The organism is Methylocystis rosea SV97 (assembly GCF_000372845.1).
GTDB classification, from domain to species: domain Bacteria; phylum Pseudomonadota; class Alphaproteobacteria; order Rhizobiales; family Beijerinckiaceae; genus Methylocystis; species Methylocystis rosea.
The window spans coordinates 1,178,084-1,195,801 of record NZ_KB889963.1 but is presented as its reverse complement, the minus strand read 5'-3'; the positions used below and the strand labels follow the sequence as shown (position 1 = coordinate 1,195,801).

At 64.7% G+C, this 17,718-nt stretch carries 9 protein-coding genes; 2 read left to right on the top strand and 7 right to left on the bottom strand.

Annotated features, from left to right (window positions below; all coding sequences use genetic code 11):
- Window positions 1-133 precede the first annotated feature (133 nt).
- Both pnp and A3OO_RS0106310 read left to right on the top strand, forming a co-directional pair.
- Window positions 134-2,284 carry a polyribonucleotide nucleotidyltransferase gene (gene pnp, locus A3OO_RS0106315; protein ID WP_018406992.1) on the top strand — a complete coding sequence of 717 codons (2,151 nt, stop codon included), beginning with the start codon at window positions 134-136 and terminating at the stop codon, window positions 2,282-2,284.
- A 170-nt stretch (window positions 2,285-2,454) separates the two neighbouring features.
- On the top strand, window positions 2,455-3,528 hold the full coding sequence (locus A3OO_RS0106310; RefSeq protein WP_018406991.1) for an AI-2E family transporter: 1,074 nt from the start codon (window positions 2,455-2,457) through the stop codon (window positions 3,526-3,528).
- Between the two features lie 16 nt (window positions 3,529-3,544).
- On the opposite strand, the gene addA is transcribed toward A3OO_RS0106310, so the two are convergent.
- From addA to A3OO_RS0106275, 7 genes are all read right to left on the bottom strand, one after another.
- Entirely contained in the window at window positions 3,545-6,994 is a 3,450-nt protein-coding gene (gene addA / locus A3OO_RS0106305) for a double-strand break repair helicase AddA (RefSeq protein ID WP_040573676.1), read from the bottom strand.
- The gene (gene addB, locus A3OO_RS0106300) at window positions 6,991-10,098 is read right to left on the bottom strand and encodes a double-strand break repair protein AddB (protein WP_018406989.1); all 3,108 of its coding nucleotides are present in this window, start codon (window positions 10,096-10,098) and stop codon (window positions 6,991-6,993) included. Before addB ends, addA begins: the two co-directional genes overlap by 4 nt.
- A 5-nt stretch (window positions 10,099-10,103) precedes the next feature.
- Entirely contained in the window at window positions 10,104-10,796 is a 693-nt protein-coding gene (locus A3OO_RS0106295) for a nucleotidyltransferase family protein (RefSeq protein ID WP_018406988.1), read from the bottom strand.
- Window positions 10,797-10,830: 34 nt separating this feature from the next.
- Window positions 10,831-12,381 carry a bifunctional tRNA (adenosine(37)-N6)-threonylcarbamoyltransferase complex ATPase subunit type 1 TsaE/phosphotransferase gene (locus A3OO_RS0106290; protein ID WP_018406987.1) on the bottom strand — a complete coding sequence of 517 codons (1,551 nt, stop codon included), beginning with the start codon at window positions 12,379-12,381 and terminating at the stop codon, window positions 10,831-10,833.
- Window positions 12,378-14,882 carry a PAS domain-containing sensor histidine kinase gene (locus tag A3OO_RS0106285; protein ID WP_026222737.1) on the bottom strand — a complete coding sequence of 835 codons (2,505 nt, stop codon included), beginning with the start codon at window positions 14,880-14,882 and terminating at the stop codon, window positions 12,378-12,380. The genes A3OO_RS0106290 and A3OO_RS0106285 overlap by 4 nt, the downstream gene beginning before the upstream one ends.
- Before the next feature lie 337 nt (window positions 14,883-15,219).
- The gene (gene ahcY / locus A3OO_RS0106280; protein WP_018406985.1) at window positions 15,220-16,629 is read right to left on the bottom strand and encodes an adenosylhomocysteinase; all 1,410 of its coding nucleotides are present in this window, start codon (window positions 16,627-16,629) and stop codon (window positions 15,220-15,222) included.
- Between the two features lie 256 nt (window positions 16,630-16,885).
- Window positions 16,886-17,716, bottom strand: coding sequence for a transglutaminase-like domain-containing protein (locus A3OO_RS0106275; protein ID WP_018406984.1), 831 nt, complete (start codon window positions 17,714-17,716; stop codon window positions 16,886-16,888).
- Between the last annotated feature and the right edge of the window lie 2 nt (window positions 17,717-17,718).

The window sequence follows — 17,718 nt, the reverse complement described above, 5'->3', positions numbered from 1 at the left end:
GCTCGCCACGACCAACGCGTAAAGTCATGGCAGGATCGCCGGACGCTGCGTCGACGCTTTACGAAACACCGCTGCCGCAGCTTCTCGCCGTCTTGCTCATGACGAACCGCAGGTTCATCAGAGAAAGACCAGCATGTTCCAAGTTCACCGCGAAGAACTCGATTGGGCCGGGCGCACGCTCGTGCTCGAGACCGGCAAGGTCGCCCGCCAGGCCGACGGCGCCGTGATGGCGAGTTGGGGCGAGACGACAGTGCTCGCGACCGTCGTTTCGGCCAAGGCGCCAAAACCCAGCCAGGACTTTTTCCCGCTCACCGTCAATTATCAGGAAAAAGCCTTCGCCGCCGGCCGCATCCCGGGAGGCTATTTCAAGCGCGAGGGCCGTCCCTCGGAGCGCGAGACGCTGATCTCCCGCCTCATCGACCGCCCCATTCGCCCGCTCTTCCCCGACGGATATCGCAATGATACGCAGGTCATCGCGACCGTTCTTTCGCACGACCTCGAAAACGATCCCGACATTCTCGCCCTGGTCGCGGCGTCAGCGGCGCTGACGCTTTCCGGCGTTCCTTTCATGGGACCGGTTGGCGGCGCGCGCGTCGGCTGCATCAATGGTCAGCTCAAACTCAATCCGACGATCGAGGAGATGAAGCTCTCCGAGCTCGATCTCATCGTCGCCGGCACGCAGGACGCCGTGCTGATGGTCGAGTCGGAAGCCAAGGAGCTCTCCGAGGAGACCATGCTGGAAGCGGTCATGCTGGGCCACCGCGGCTTCCAGCCGGTGATCGACGCCATCATCCGCCTTGCCGAGCGCGCCGCGAAGGACCCGCGCGACCTCGTCATCGCCGACACGACGGACGTCGCGAACGCCGTCGCCCAGATCGCCGAAGCCGAACTGCGCGAAGCCTACAAGAACACCGTCAAGCAGGAGCGTTACGCCGCCGTCGACGCCGTGAAGGCGAAGGTGACCGCCGCGCTCTTCCCGGAAGGCGGCGAGGCCAAGTTCACCAAGGAAGAAGTCGGCGCGGCCTTCAAGGAGCTTCAGGCCAAGGTCGTCCGCTGGAACATTCTCGACACGGGCATCCGCATCGACGGCCGCGACGTCAAGACCGTGCGCCCGATCGTCGCCGAGGTCGGCGTTCTCCCGCGCACGCATGGCTCGGCGCTCTTCACCCGCGGCGAGACTCAGGCGCTTGTCGTCGCGACTCTCGGAACGGGCGAAGACGAGCAATATGTCGATTCGCTCGAGGGCACCTACAAGGAGCGCTTCCTGCTCCATTACAACTTCCCCCCCTACAGCGTCGGCGAGACCGGCCGCATGGGTTCGCCCGGCCGTCGCGAAATCGGCCATGGCAAGCTCGCCTGGCGCGCGCTCAGGCCGATGCTGCCGGCGGTCGCTGAGTTCCCCTACACGCTGCGCGTCGTCTCCGAGATCACCGAGTCGAATGGCTCGTCCTCGATGGCGACGGTCTGCGGCACGTCTTTGGCGCTCATGGACGCCGGCGTGCCGATTAAGGCGCCGACGGCCGGCATCGCCATGGGCCTCATCCTCGAAGGCGAACGCTTCGCCGTGCTCTCGGATATTCTGGGCGACGAGGATCATCTCGGCGACATGGACTTCAAGGTTGCGGGCACGTCCAATGGCGTGACCTCGCTGCAGATGGACATCAAGATCGCCGGCATCACCGAGGAAATCATGAAGGTCGCGCTCGCTCAGGCGAGGGACGGCCGACTGCATATTCTCGGCGAAATGGCGAAGGCGATCACGAGTTCGCGCGCCGAACTCGGCGAATTCGCGCCGCGCATCGAGACGATGAAGATCCCCACCGACAAGATCCGCGACGTGATCGGCTCGGGCGGCAAGGTCATCCGCGAGATCGTCGAGAAGACCGGCGCCAAGATCAACATCGAGGACGACGGCACGGTGAAGGTCGCCTCCTCGGACGGCAACTCCATCAAGGCGGCGATCAACTGGATCAAGTCCATCGCCTCTGATCCCGAGGTCGGCTTGATCTACGAGGGTACGGTGGTGAAAACCGCGGACTTTGGCGCCTTCGTCAACTTCTTCGGCGCCAAGGACGGGCTCGTTCACATCTCGCAGCTCTCCAAGCAGCGCGTGAACAAGACGACCGACGTCGTGAAGGAAGGCGACCGCGTGAAGGTCAAACTCCTCGGCTTCGACGACCGCGGCAAGGTCCGCCTCTCGATGCGCGTCGTCGATCAGGAGACCGGCGAAGACCTCGAGGCCAAGGAAAAGGCCGAAGCCGTCGCGGCGAACGGCGGAGAATAGGACCTTTACCGGGCGGCTTCTCGAAGCCGCCCGTTTTCTTGGCGGAAACGGCCGAACGAATTCATGAATGTTATTTACGCGGCCGCCTTGGACCGCGCAGATGTCGGGCCTCCTTGCCAAGCCCGCGGCGCGCCCTGTCTATAGGGTGGAACGCAGCGACAGGGGCGGACATGAACGAGGAGCTGGAAGCGGCGGCGCTCGTCGAGCAGGATCAGAACCTTTCAATAGACGTTTTTGTCCTCGCCAGGCTTGCAGTCACGCTTGCGTTTCTCTCCGCCGCGATTCTGATTTCTGCGCCATTTCTGCCGGCGCTCACCTGGGCGCTCGTGCTCGCGGTTGTGTTCATTGCGCCGCATCGCGTGCTGGAGCGCTACTTGCCGCCCTCCCTTGCCGCCGCCGTCTCCATGCTGATTGTCGGGCTCGTCATCGTTGGACCGCTGCTGCTCGTGATCGAACGGCTCGTCAGCGAGGCCGCCGCTGGCGTCGATTACGTTCAGAAAACGGTGCAGCAAGGCGACTGGCAAACAATGCTCGACGCCCATCCTTGGCTCGGCCGCTTCCAAAGCTGGATCGCACGCAGATTCGATCTGCAAGCGACGTTCTCGCAGCTGGGGGCCTTTGTCACCAACATGACGGCGAACTTTCTGCGCGCGTCTACCGGTCAGATCATCACCACTCTCCTCGCTTTCTACCTCCTCTTCTTTTTCCTGCGCGACCGCGCCGTGGCGCTGCAGACGCTCGCGCGATTGTCGCCCTTCTCGAACATCGAAACAGGCAGGATCATCGTGCGCGTGCGCGATACGATCAATGCAATCCTCTTTGGCACGCTGGCGGTGTCGGCGCTGCAAGGCCTGCTTGGCGGACTCATGTTCTGGGTGCTGGATTTCAATTCGCCGGTGCTGTGGGGGTTGATCATGGGGCTTGTCTCGATCGTGCCAGTGCTCGGCTCTTTCGTCATTTGGATTCCGGCGACGATTTACCTTTTGATCGAGGACCGCTGGGTTGAAGCCATCATTCTCGGGCTGTGGGGCGGCGTCGTGATCTCCAGCATCGACAATCTGGTTCGGCCGCTGCTCATCGGCGACAGCATGCGGCTCCATACGGTGCCCGCGTTCATCGCCATGCTGGGCGGCCTTCAGTTGTTCGGCGCTTCGGGCATCGTCCTTGGCCCGATCGTTATGGCGCTCAGCCCGTTGCTGCTGGAATTCTGGAGACGTCGCGTCGGACCCGATCAGCCGGCTTAGCCTCAGCCTGCGCGAACTACGTCAGGGCGCATGCGAGGGCATCGGCCAGCGCCGATTCATCGGCTTCGAGCACGCTGGCGTTCTGCGTATAGATCAGAAAGCAGCGCAGCCGCTTGCCGGGAAAGAGCGGCGCGATCGCGGCGCGATAGAGCGCAAGCTGGCGCAAATGCGCGTCTTCGAGCTTGGCGCGCGGCCGTCCCGTCTTGAACTCGGCGATGAGCGCCTCGGTCGCCGTTTCGGCGAGCCGGTCGATGCGGCCCGCGACGACGGCGCCGTTTTCGAGCGTCGCGACGATGTCGACTTCAGGAGTCGAGTCTGGGCTAAAGAGCGGCGCAAGACGCGGATCGGCGAGAACCGCGAGCGCCGACTGCGCCAGCGCCTCTCGCCTATCCTCGTCCAGAAAGCCGCCACGCGCCGCAAGGAAGCGCCGCGCCGCGCTTTGCCGATGGTCCGGCGCGCAGGCCGGCAGATGCTGCAGCAGCGCATGGACGAGACGGCCGTGCAGCAGACGTTCCGCTTCGCCTCGACGCGCAGCGACTCCATCCGCGCCAATGGCGATGAGGTCTGCGCCGGCGAGCGCGCTTGAGGGACGCAGCGGGGGCGCCGGCGCGACTTCGGGCCGCGCCTTGGTCGTGGCGAAGGCCGGAACGTCCACGGCGGCGGCCTGCGGCGCTCTTCTCGGAAGGTCGAAGCGCGACGGAACCGCGCCGCGGCGCAGAATCGTCGATGTCGCATCGAGGGGGTCGGGCACAGCCTCGCAGCTCGGTTCGAGCGCGTTGCGAATGGCGTCGTACCAGCAGCCGTCAGCGCGCCCGCTCACGCCATGAGCGCCGCAAATGTAAAGCCGCTCCTCCGCGCGCGTCAGCGCGACATAGAGCAGGCGCTGGCTTTCCTCGCGCTCGCCGCGCCGATGCGCCTCGCGCGCCTGGTCGAGGGCGATCGGGTCGCTGTCTTTGCCGATCGACCAGAGGAGAACCGCATCGCCATCCTCGCCGAGCGCATAGAGCTTCGGATCGTGCTTGCCGGCGGACGCCCCGCAGGTGTCCGGCAAAAACACGATCTTCGCTTCCAGACCCTTCGCCGCATGAGCGGTCATCACCCGCACGGCGCCGCCGGCAGATTCCATATCGCGCTTGATGGAAAGATCGAGCGACTCGGCCATCGCCAGGAAGGCGGTCAGCGATGGCGGCTGTTCGCGCTCGAAACTGGCGGCGAGCTTTAAAAATTCGTCGATCGCGTCCTCGGCTTCGCCGCCCAGTCTCGCCATGAGCCTCGCGCGTCCGCCGTCAGTCCCAAGAACGCTGCTGTAAAAATCGAACGGCGCCATGGCCGCAGCATCGCGTCGCAAGCGTCGAAGCCGCGCCGCGGCCTCCCGGCAACGCGCGTCTTCGGACTGCTCAAGCGCTTCGATCAGTGAAGCGGGACGGCTTGGCGCGAGCGCGATGAGATCGTCGTCGTCGAAGCCAAAGAATGGCGACTTCAGGACGCTCGCCAGCGTCAGATCGTCTTGCGGCAACAGCGCGGCGCGACCAAGCGCGACGAGATCATGGACGGCGATGTGGTCGGCGAGGTTGAGCCGGTCGGCGCCGGCGACGGGAACATGTTCGCTTTTCAGAGCGCGAATGATCGCCTCGAAGAGCGGACCCCGCCTGCGCACCAGAACCAATATGTCGCCGGGTTCGACAGGGCGCAGCGCGCCGCCGTCTTCGACGCATTCGCCGGTCTCGGGCGCAAGCAGCGCCCTGACCTTGCGCGCCACTCTTTCCGCCAGACGCTCATTGGGGTCGCTCGCGTCGACATAGTCGAGCGGCAGGCGCCAATCGCTTGGGTCCTGCGCTTTTTCCGCTCCGATCGGCTCCCAGATTTCGATGAGCGCCGCGACGTCGGATTTCCAAGCGTCGTGCCTTGGCGCCGGCTCCTGCGGATCGCAGCACAGACCGAGGCGATTCTCTTCAATCGCGAAAATGTCGTCGACCGCTTGCAGCACGCCGGGCGAAGAACGGAAAGATTGCGTGAGCCTCACCTCTTCGAAACGGCGTTCGACGCCTTCAAATCTTCGGCGAAACTCGCGCCGCATCTCGTCGAATCTTTCAGGCTCCGCGCCTTGAAAGGAAAAGATCGATTGCTTTTCGTCGCCAACCGCAAAAAAACTGCGCGGCGGACCGCCCCTCGCTTGGCGCGCGCTGACGCCTGCGCAAAATTCGTCAGCGATCGCCGCCAATATGTCCCACTGCGCCGGACTCGTATCCTGCGCCTCATCGAGCAAAATGTGGTCAATCTGCGCGTCGAGCTTATAGAGCACCCAGGAGGGGCTCGAACGATGAAGCAGGCGGCGCGCCCCCTCGATCAGATCGTCATAGTCGAGTAGTCCCCGACGTCTTTTGGCATGCTCATATTCGCCAAGAATGGCGTCGCCGAGAACATGCAGCGCCAGCGAGCGTTCGGCGGCGGCCGCGGCCTTGCGCTTTTCGATGAGCGTGACGAGTCTGTCGCGCTCAGCCTCCATGCGCGCAAGAAGCTGTGGCTCGGATTTGGCGAGACCGCTGGTGACGATTCTTGTCTTGCCGATCCCGCGCGGCTCGCCGTCTTTCTTGAAGAAGGCTGCGAGATAGCTCGCGATACAGTCTGGATGCGGCGCAAGCGCAAAAGCAGAGTCGAGTGAATCGGCGAGCTTGCCGTCGTTGATTGAACCACCGCGCAGCATTTTGGAGAGCGTCGGCCACGCGGACAGCGGCTCGCCGTCCTCGATGATCGCCGCGTCGATGCGCGCCAGCGTTTCATCTGTCGTCAAACCAAGCGCGGCAAAGACACGCGCCTCGTAATCGTCCTGCTCGCGCATGCGCGCGATCTTTTGACGGTGATGCAGCAATTCTTCGCAGAGCGCGTCGAATCCCGCAGCCGTCGTCTCGCGGGCGACAAGCTCCAGCGCTTTTCGCAGCGATCCATTGTCTTGCGTGGCGGCGTCGAGCGCGCGCCGGCGCGCCGCATCCATCAGTTCGGCGCGCTCCAGGTCGTCGACGACGCGGAAGGATGCCGGAACATTGGCTTCGAAAGGAAAGATATGCAGCAGCTTTTCGCAGAAGGCGTGGATGGTCTGGATCTTGAGGCCGCCGGGCGTTTCGACGGCGCGCGCGAAAAGCCGCCGGGCGAAGTCAAGATCAATGCGCGACTCGACTGTCGCGCCCATCTGAGCGATTTCATTGGCCAGCGTCGCATCGTCGAGCGTCGCCCAGCGCGCGAGCGCCTCGAAAACGCGCGAGCCCATATTGGCGGCGGCCGCCTTCGTATAGGTGAGGCAGAGAATCTGCGACGGCCGCGCGCCGGCAAGCAGCAGCCGCAAAACGCGCTGTGCGAGCACATGCGTTTTCCCGGACCCGGCATGCGCCGAAACCCAGGCCGACGTGAACGGATCTGACGCCGTTTGCTGGCGTCGAATCGTCAAGGCGCCGACGGGACGCTCGCTCATGCCGCCTCTCCGCCGCCGCGCATCCATTCCTTGACGCGCGCCAGATGGTCGTAGTCGCCGATATCGCTCATAAAAGCCGGATGCGGCCGCGACGCATAGGGCGTCAATTCACTGGAAAACTGCGACAGCAGCTCTTCGAGCTGCGCGCGATGCGCCGTGACGACGTCGGCGAAGAGCGTGTCTTTCCATTCGAGCCAGTGAGTCTCGCCGCCCTTTCGCAATCCGATATAGGCGGCGCCGGAAACCGGCCGCGGGCCGATTTTTTCGAAAGCCCCGGCTTCGATCATCGCCGCCTCCAAGGTCAGCTGCGGCGACCAGCCGGCCTTTACCTGTTTCTTGGACGGCGGCGCGCCCGTCTTGTAGTCGAAGACATATGCGTGGCCCTCGCGGTCCACCTCGATGCGATCGGCGATCGCGGTCAGGCGAAAGATCGTTCCGTCGATAAGCGTGAGCGCGATCTCGCCGCGCGTTTCGACATGGATGTCGCCGTCCAAAGCGCGCCGCTCCTGTTCGAAGCTGAACGCATGATCGAGCCCCGCTTCGATGCGCGGCCATTGGAAACTCACGAAGGCCGGATCGGTCATGAAGCCATCGAGTTTCTCGCGCGCGAGATCGCGGAGAACGTCGCGGGCGTCATGCGCAAGAGCGCCGCGCGGATGGCGCGCGACGAAGGCCGCAAGCGCTTCATGTATCGCGACGCCGATTTCGCGCGCGCCGGCCTCCGCGCCGATCGGCGGCAGCGGCGCAAGTTTGAGAATATATTCGGCGAAGATGGCGTAAGGATCGCGCCGCAAGCGCTCGACGCGGGTGACGCTCAAGCGTTGCGGGCGCAGCGCCGCGGGCGGTCGCGGCTGCGGCCGTTCGATCGCAATCGTCTTTTCCGGACGATCGAGCGCCTCGGCGATCGCGAGCATCGCGTCGCCGCGTTTCCTGCAGTCGTCGAACGCGTCGCCGGCGAGCGCCGATAGGCGCGCGATGAAGCGGGAAGGAACGGTCGGCGCGCCATTACGCTTGATCGCGCGGCTCAGCACGACGCGCTCTGCGCCCAAAGCCATGATGAAGTCATGCGCGCTTTGACCGATGCGTCGCTCCGGCGCCATCAGGCCGAGTTGCGCGCGCATCGAGCGGTTGAGAAAGGCGCCGGTGTCCGTCTGCGGCGGCCATACGCCTTCGTCCAATCCGGCGAGCAGAACGAGGTCGGCCTCGATGAGCCGCGCTTCCAAAGGGCCGAGGATTTTCAGGCGCGGATGGGCGCGTCGTGGACCGCGCAGCATCGTCTCGGCGGCGACACGGTCGAACAAAGCCGCATAGTTTTGCGCGTCAAAGCCTGCCGGCGCCTCAGCGTGCGCGAGCCGGTCGAGAAGTTCGAACAGCGTCGACGCGCCATCTTCATCAGCGTCGTCGGCGCCGGCGATCACCGCTTCAAGCGCGCTGCTGTGCGCGCCCGCGCGGTCCGACAGCGAGGATGTCGGCGTCAGCGCGGCGAAGGGCGAGAAAGCGTCGTCAATACGCGTGAGCGCATCTTCGATCGCGCGCCACTCGTCGTCGCTGATGCGGCGCGCCGCCGGATGCGCATGCGGCGCGCGCGCCAATTCGCGCGCCGGCGGCACACGCGCCGCCCAGCCGCCGTCAGGCTGCGCGAATGTCCGCAGCACGCCAATCTCGACTGGCGACGCGAGCGATGCGACATGCGCGCGCGAAAGTCCGAGCGCGGTCAGCGGATGGGCGAGCAGCGCGGCGACGTTCACGGCGCCGGCGCGATCCGATCCGATCGTCGCGACGAGCCGCGCCAGCGCGCCGATGGATGTCCTTGCGAGCGGCATGCCGCCCGAATCGTCGATCTCAATGTCGAAGCGTCGCAACTCGGCGGCGACGCGCCGCGCAATGAGCCGGTCCGGCGTGACGAGCGCCGCCGTTCGGCCGGGCGTCTCCAGCGCCTCGCGCATGAAGAGCGCAAGCGCCAAAGCTTCAAGGCGCTCGTCGGGCGCTTCCAGCGCCATGACGCCGTCGAGCGCCTGTGCGAAGCCGCCGCTCTGCGCAGCCTGATAGGCGCGCCATGCCGACGTCGCGTCAGCAGGCGCCATCGCTTGCGAGACAAACGCGCGGCGCGCGTCGAGCGCCGGGGTCAAGCGCGCGAGTTCCCGCGGCTCGTCGCGCGCCGCGCCCATGGCGGCGAGCAAGCGCTTCAACATCATCTGCGGATGGGTAAAGGCTGGTTCTCCGCCTCTCTCGGTCTGACCCACGCCCGTCCAAGCGTCCGCGCTCATGATCTGATCGAGGCCCGGCAGGACCACGGCGCCATTTTCGAGCCCGGCGATGGCGGCGAGCAGCCGCGCGGTCGTCGGCTGCGCGCCGGTCGAGCCGAGCGCGATCACCGGCGCGGTTGGCGGCGTGCGGGCGAGTTCCGCGATCCGCGCCTCAATCAGGCGTTTCTGGTAAGCGCTGGCGTCGATTCGTCCGCGGTCCGCGAGGATTTGCGGCCATTCGCGCAAGGCGATCTGCAGAAATTTCGTCGTGATCGCCCAGAAATCGTTGTAGGCGTCATCGCTCAAAGTATCGAACGCGTCGACCGAAACATCTTCGATGTGCAATTCGTCGATGAGGGCGCCGAGTTCGGCGGCCAGCGCATAGGCGGCCGACGGCGTCGATGCGACGAGCAGCGGCTCGCTCTCATGCAGGCTGGGCGCACCGCTTGCATCGACCGAGATGAGCGCGCGCCCAATCGCTTGCGCCCATTGCAGGATCAGCTGCGACAGCAGCAGGCGTCGCTCCAGCTCTTCGATCGGCGCGGCGAGGGGCGCGTCAGCCTCGACGTCAAAATCTCCGACGAACAGAGCGGCATTCTCGCGCTCCTCCAGAGCGCCAAGCGGCAGAATGCGCGGCAGCAGAGTCGCGCGCCGATCCAGCGCCTGTGCGAATTCGGCCGCGAGCGCCCGCGCGGCGCGTTGCGTCGGCACATAAATCGTGGCGCGCGCCATCGTCAGCGGCGGCGTGTCGCGCGAGAGGCCGGAAACGATCTCGCCGTCGAGCAGGGCCGAAACGAACGTCTTCAGAAACGGCGCGCCAGGCGCAATGGTGAAAAGATTGCGGCGACGAGCGAGCATCGCGCTCAGCCCCGGCGCATGGCGATCGCACGCTCGGCGTCTGCAATCGCTGCGACCGTGCCGACGTGAAGCCAAAGACCGCTGGAGACGACGCCATAGAGCCGCCCCTTGCGCGCGGCCTCGAAAAAGAAGGGCGCGAGCTTGAAAACGTCATCCGCGACGCCAGCGAAGAGCTGCGGCTTCATGAGGCCCACGCCGGTATACACATAAGGTTTCGCCCCATCGCGGCGAATAATGCGCCCTTCAGCGTCAAGATCGAAATCGCCGTCCCAATCGACTCCGACGCTTCCCGATGTCGGCGCGAGCAGCAGCGCCGCATCCATCATGTCGGGGTCGAAGGCGTCCGCAAGCGCCAGAACATTTGAGCGTCCCGCGTCGATCCAGAACGCGTCGGTGTTGCAAACGAAAAATGGAGCGTCTCCGATCAGGGGAAGCGCTTTCTTGATACCGCCGCCTTGATCCAGCAGCAGCGTGCGTTCGTCAGAAATGACGACTCGCGGACGGACGCGGCTCGCGAGATGCGTTTCAATCTGATCGGCGAGATGATGGACGTTGACGATGGCCAGTTCGACGCCCGCGTTTTCGAACTCATCGAGCGCCCGATCGATCAGCGTGCGGCCGGCGACGGAAACAAGCGGCTTCGGCGTCTTTTCAGTGATCGGCCGCATGCGCGCGCCAAGTCCGGCGGCGAACACCATGGCGACGCTCGGCGCAGGCGCGCGCGCTCGCTTCTCAGGCGTCGCGAAACAAGCCGGGGATGTTGGCCTCATACCACGCCCTGATGTCGGCCAGCGCCGGATGGCGGAGGCTCTTTTTGAGATAGGATTCAACGCGCGGAAGATGCGCGAGATATTGCGGCTTGCCGTCGCGCTGATCCAGCCGCGCGAAAATCCCCAGGATCTTTGTCGCGCGCTGCGCCGCCAGGATCGCATAAGCCCTGGCGAAAGCGGCCATGTCGAATGCGGCGTCGGCGTCGCGCCGCAGTTTGGCGTAATGGGCGAGGAGCTTCAACTCCAAATCGTCGGGCACGTCGACGCGGGCGTCCTGCCCCAGCGACGCAACGTCATAGGCGGGATGGCCGAGCACACAGTCCTGGAAATCGAGGACGCCGATCCGCGCCAGACCATTCCGCTGCGCCAGCCACAAAAGATTGGGAGAGTGATAGTCTCTCAGAGTCCATGTCGGCGTCCAAGTCGGCGCGGCGCCGGCGACATCAACGAGCGCCTGGCGCCAAAGATTGAGAAAGATGGCCTTGGCGCCGGACGAGACCGACGCCTTCTGGCGCGTGAGATACCAGTCGGCGAGCAATTCCACTTCGATCAGCAATGCGTCGAGGTCATAGGGCGGGATGTGGTAATCGCCGTCGCCTTCGACCGCGATCACATCCGGCAGGCGCTGCGCATGAAGATAGGCGAGCGCGCCCGCCGCTTCGAGATAGCGCTCGACGATCGGGCCGCTCCCGTCGACGACGCCCTCGCCGCCAAGATCCTCGATGATCAGCAAGCCGGCGTCGACATCTTTGGCGTAGACTTCGGGCGCGGAAAGGCCCACTCCGCGCAGCCCTTGAGACATGGCGACGAAAGGAACGACATTTTCGGCGAGGCGCGCGATCGCGCTATAGGATTTGCCGAAGCGGATCGGCGGTCCGTCCGGCCGCGCCGGCGAGATCATCAGGATCGCGCGCTGTCCATTTTCCTTTTCAAGCCGCTCATAGGCGCGCGTCGAAGCGTCGCCCTGCAGGAAATGGCGCTTGGCGTGCGCCCAGCCCGCCTTTCGCAGAAGTTCGCGCAGCGCCTTGAAGGACGCGAGGCGCGAAACGAAGCCGCCATAGCCGGAAATGGTGAACCGACGCGCCTCGCGATTGTCGCCGTCGACGAAACTCAGTCGCACTTCGAGACGATCGGGCGAGAGCGCTTCGCGCGCACGTTCGGCCCATTCGACGAGCACGATCGCGTCGTCGGTCGCCTCCTCCCAGCCTAGTCCCTCGAGCTCCGCCGTGTTCTCCAGCCGATAGAAGTCGGCGTGGACGACGCGATTGCCTGCGCCCTCGTAGACTTGCATCAGCGTGAAGGTCGGGCTCGGCGCCTCGAGCCGCGGGTCTTCGACCAAAGCGCGGATCATCGCGCGTGCGAACGTGGTCTTGCCGGCGCCGAGATCGCCCGAAAGCATGACGGCGTCGCCGTTGCGAACGAGCGTCGAAAGTTCCTGCGCGAGTTCGATCGTCTCGGCTTCGCTGGCGACATCGAGGCGCCAGACCGATTTCGGCGCTGCCTCCTCGCTCATTCCGCGCCTCCAGCGCTCGCCGCCAGGAGATGCGCCTCTTCATGCGCGGCATGCGCCGGAAAGATGCAGGTTACGGCCGTGCCTTCGCCAGGGGCGGAATCGATGAAGACTTTGCCGCCGTGCAGCTCCATCAAGGCGCGCACGATGGAAAGGCCGAGCCCGACGCCGCGGTGGCGGGAACCGGCGGTGTGCGACTCAAAGCGATCGAAGATGCGTTCAAGAATTTCCGGCGAAATGCCACGGCCGCGATCGGTGACTTTGAAGACGATTTCGGTCTCGCGCCGCAACACGGCAAGCGTCACCGTCTGCCCCGGACGGGAAAATCCGATGGCGTTCGAAAGAAGATTGAACAGGATCTGGCGCACGCGCTTGGCGTCGCCGCGGAACGTTCCGACGTCGTCCATGGCGACGATCTGCACGTCGATTGAATTTTCGGCGAGTCGATCCTGCACGCCTTCGATCGCGGCGCGCATCGTCGCCTCGACGTCGACCTCGGATACTTCAAGCTCCAGCGCGTCTTCGTCGATGGTCGCCAGATCGAGAATATCGTCGACGATGGCGAGCAGCGCCGCGGAGGATTTGTTGACATAGCCAAGATATTCGCGCTGGCGCGGATTGAGCGGGCCGGTTGAATCCTCTCCGAGGAGATGCACGAAGCCGTTGATGTTGTTGAGCGGCGAGCGCAACTCGTAACTGACGTGATGGATGAAGTCATTGCGCAGCTTTTCGGCGGCGAGCAGCGCCTTGTTGCGGTCAGTCAATGCGCGCTCGACATTCACGTCGGCGGAAACGTCGACGAAGGTGAGGAGCGCCGCGCCGTCGAGCAGTGATTGCGCCGTACAGTCCAAGACGACGCCATCGCTGCGTTCGATGCGCCGGGTGAAGCCTTCGCGCAGCTCATTGAGACCGGTGACGAAGCCTTGCAACTCCGCCCATGTCTCCTCTGTGGCGTGCAGCGCGCGACATCTCGCGGCGAGCGCGTCGAAGCGCGGGCGTTGCGTGAGCTCCTCGGGGTCGAGCCGCCACAAACACGCGAAGGCGGGATTGCTGAACTTCAAACGCCCGTCGGAACCGAAAACCGCCACGCCCTCGTGCAGCGTCTCGAGCGTTTCGCTCTGCATGCGGGCAAGCGCGTTGAACCGCGTCTGGAGATCGTAAGCCTTGGTGGTGTCGTCATAAAGATAGGTGACGCCGCCTTTGGGGTTCGGATGCGCGACGACGTCGATGATGCGGCCATCCGGCAGATGCCACGTGTGACGTATGGGCTCCGGCGAGCGATAGGCTTCGAACAGCCGCTCCTTCCATGCCCTGTAATCCGATTCGACGGGCACGCGCTGCTCGGCGCGGAGACGGTCGAGAATCTGTCCGTCGGTCGGCCGTTGTTCAAGGAACCTGGGGTCAAGCTGCCACAGCTTGGCGTAAGCGTCGTTGCTGTAAATGAGGCGCCGCGCGCGATCGAAGCTCGCGACCGCCGTCGGCAGCTGATCGAGCGTGCGCACATGCGATTGCATCTGCTGCTCAAGATCGGCGCGCACCGTCTCTACTTCATGACGATCGATGGCGAGGGCGGCGGCGGCGCCCGACGCGGAGGCCTGCGTGACGTCGAGCCGATGACGCTCGCCCGCCACGACGGCGTTGACGCGCTCGCGCCAGACGCTGTTCTTGGCGCGCGCCGCCTCGGCGGCGATGCGGGCCGACTCGTCGAGCAACTCCAGTTTGCGGGCGAGGGCGTCCTCGGGATTCTTCGCTTCGACCGCCTGCGCATAAGCGTCGTTGACGAAGACGAGTTCGCCCGCGTCGTCGCGTATCCAAAATGGCGCGGGCAGCGCCTGGAGCATCGCGCGCAGACCGGAGAGTTCCGATTGCGCCGAGGCGTAGCGCTCGCGAAGGCCGATCAGCTCCAACCGATCGCCGGAGACTTCACGGATGCGCAACACGACGCTGCCGCCAACCGCTCGGCCGTCGGCGTCAAAATGCCGACCGGCGACGCCGGCAAGCGCCAAGCGGAAGCTTTCGCCGCTCTTGCGCAGACGGTCGACGGCGCTTTCGAGCGCCTGAGCGTCTTTCGGCGCAAGCCAGGCGCCAAAGCCCAATATGCGGCGCGGCGCGGCGACAGCCCCGGTCATGATCAGCGATGAAGAATGAATATCGGGCTCGGCGTCGGGCGCCGTCCAGGCGACGAAGATCTGCGGCTCGGAGGCGAGAAAGGTTTTCGCCCGGCCGAGCTGGGCGCGGGCGTCGTCGAGTTCGACGCTCAAGGCGGCTTCGCGGCGACGCCAGGCGGCGCGCTCGCGCACATGCGTCGCAACGATGGCCGCGGCGAAAATCGCCAGTCCGCCGCTAAAAGCAAAGCTGACGATTTGCGGATCAATCGCCAGATCCTCGAGGAAACCCGCCGCGCGGGCCGGCGTCGCCTCGAGCCATAGAAGCAAAGACCCGAGGGAAGCGCCGGCAAAGGGAGGAGCGCCAGAGTGGTTGATCGCACGCCGCCGTCTCGTCATTGCGAGAACGACTCTGCTGGCAAGCGATCGAATAGGCGCGTCATGAGAACCGGTCTCCACGATCAATTGCGGGTGCTCATCACAACAACGCCGTAAACGGTTCTTGCAAACGCGGACGCAGCCTGCCGAGCGCAGGATGCGGATAGGCTCCGACGACAGGAAGACGGAGGGCTCCGTCGGTGGCCCGCCGCGCCGCACACGAATCAACCCCAATCTAAAGCGCAATTGCTCAAAACGGAATCGGCGTTTCGGCCATAAGCCGGGCCATCTCGCAAGACGGCCTCGCTCCAGGCAAGGAGCGAGGCCGCACGCAAATCTACGAAAACCTGAACTGCGTTCAGTACCGGTAATGTTCCGGCTTGAACGGGCCGTTCTTCGGCAGGTTCAGATATTTGGCCTGCTCGTCGGTCATCTGCGTCAGCTTGACGCCGATCTTGTCGAGATGCAGCGAGGCGACCTTCTCGTCGAGGTGCTTGGGCAGCGTGTAGACGCCGACCGGATACTGGCCCTGCTTCGTCCACAGCTCGATCTGCGCCAGCGTCTGATTGGTGAAGGACGCCGACATCACGAAGGAGGGATGACCCGTCGCGCAGCCCAGGTTCACGAGGCGACCTTCGGCGAGCAGCAGGATGCGCTTGCCGTCCGCGAACTCGATCTCGTCGACCTGCGGCTTCACATTGTGCCACTTCAGGTTCTTCAGGCCGGCGACCTGAATCTCCGAGTCGAAATGGCCGATGTTGCAGACGATGGCGCGGTCCTTCATGGCGCGCATATGGTCGACGGTGATGACGTCGACATTGCCCGTCGCCGTGCAGAAGATGTCGCCGCGCGGCGCGGCGTCTTCCATCGTCGTGACTTCATAACCTTCCATCGCCGCCTGCAGCGCGCAGATCGGATCGATTTCGGTGACGAGCACGCGGCAACCGGCGTTGCGCAGCGAAGCGGCCGAGCCTTTGCCCACGTCGCCATAGCCGGCGATGACCGCGACCTTGCCGGCCATCATCACGTCGGTCGCGCGGCGCACGCCATCGACGAGCGACTCGCGGCAGCCATAGAGATTGTCGAATTTCGACTTGGTGACCGAGTCGTTGACGTTGATCGCCGGCCAGAGGAGCTTGCCCTCCTTGTGCATGACATAGAGGCGATGCACGCCCGTCGTCGTCTCTTCGGTGACGCCTTTGATCGCCTCGGCGTTGCGCTTGTAGAAGCCCGGATTGGCCTTCAGGCGCTTCTTGATCGAGGCGTAGAGAACCTCTTCTTCTTCATTCGAGGCCGTTTCGAGGAAGGCGACGTCGCCCTGCTCGGCGCGCAGGCCCAGATGAATGAGGAGCGTGGCGTCGCCGCCGTCGTCGAGGATCATGTTCGGGCAGCCGCCGTCGCCCCATTCGAAGATCTTGTGGGTGTAGTCCCAATAGTCTTCGAGGCTCTCGCCCTTCTTGGCGAAGACCGGCGTGCCGGTCGCGGCGATGGCGGCGGCGGCGTGGTCCTGCGTCGAATAGATGTTGCAGGAGGCCCAGCGCACGTCGGCGCCGAGCGCCTTCAAGGTCTCGATCAGCACGGCCGTCTGGATGGTCATGTGCAGCGAGCCGGCGACGCGCGCGCCTTTCAGCGGCTGCGACGGGCCATATTCGGCGCGGGTCGCCATCAGGCCGGGCATTTCCGTCTCGGCGATGGCAATTTCCTTGCGGCCCCATTCCGCCAGCGAAAGGTCGGTGACGGCGAAATCGTTAAAGTGATGTGCGGTCATGCGAAATCCTTCTGTTTCTCGTGCGGCTCGTCGGCTGTCATTCCCGACGCTTCGCATCGCGAAGCGAGGGGGTATCCGAGCAAAGCCGGCGTCTTCTCGGCTCTGGATTCCCGGTCAGGCCTGCGGCTGGCCAGGGACGACACGCCGAGCGAATGGCTCAACCGAATACGCGCCGCTGGATTACGCCAGCGGCTCGGAGCGAGCCTATAGCAGGGGTGGGCGAGGAAAGCAATAAAGATATAAAGATGCGTTTATGTCAATTCCGGAGCGCCGGCGCCGGCGCCGTGACCTCCTCGGCGATGACCCTGAAGCTCGCAAGCGTGCACGGGCCAAACGAGGTCACCATCGCGACGTCGGTCGCATCTCGCCCGCGCGCAATCAGGATGCGCCCAATTCGCGGCGTGTTGTGGCGGGCGTCGAATGTGTGCCAGCGGCCACCCAGATAGACTTCGAACCAGGCGCTGAAATCCATCGCGGATTCGTCGGGCGGCACGCCGATGTCCCCAAGATAGCCGGTGCAGTACCGCGCTGGAATATTCATGCAGCGGCATAAGGCGACGGCGAGATGGGCGAAGTCGCGGCACACGCCGCGTCGATCCGTATTGGCGTCCCATGCCGTTCTTGTGGGGCTCGCATGGTCGTAATCGAACCCGATGCGATCGTGGACATAGTCACAGATCGCCTGCGCCAGCGGCCAACCCTTCGGAACCTGACCGAAAAGCGACCACGCCAAATCCGACAGGCGATCGGTCTCGCAATAGCGGCTGCCGAGCAGATAAATCAGAACCTCCACCGGCAGGTCTTCGAGCGCATGCTGCTCGGCCTGCGCGGCGATTGGATCGGGTTCGCCATTGTCCTGCACAAGAAAGTCCGAGGACATTGTCAGCCGGCCCACAGGTGCGCGGATGACGTGGCAGAAATTGCCGAAACTGTCGTGATAGGTGTTGGCGGGGATGGGCGGATCGAGGCGCATACGATCCGCGGTCAGCACGTCAGCGAGGCGTGACGGATGGACGCTCAGCGTCAGAATCATCGGCGTCGGCTGCGGGCAGTCATAGGTGATTTCGTAGCCGGCGCGAATCTTCATCG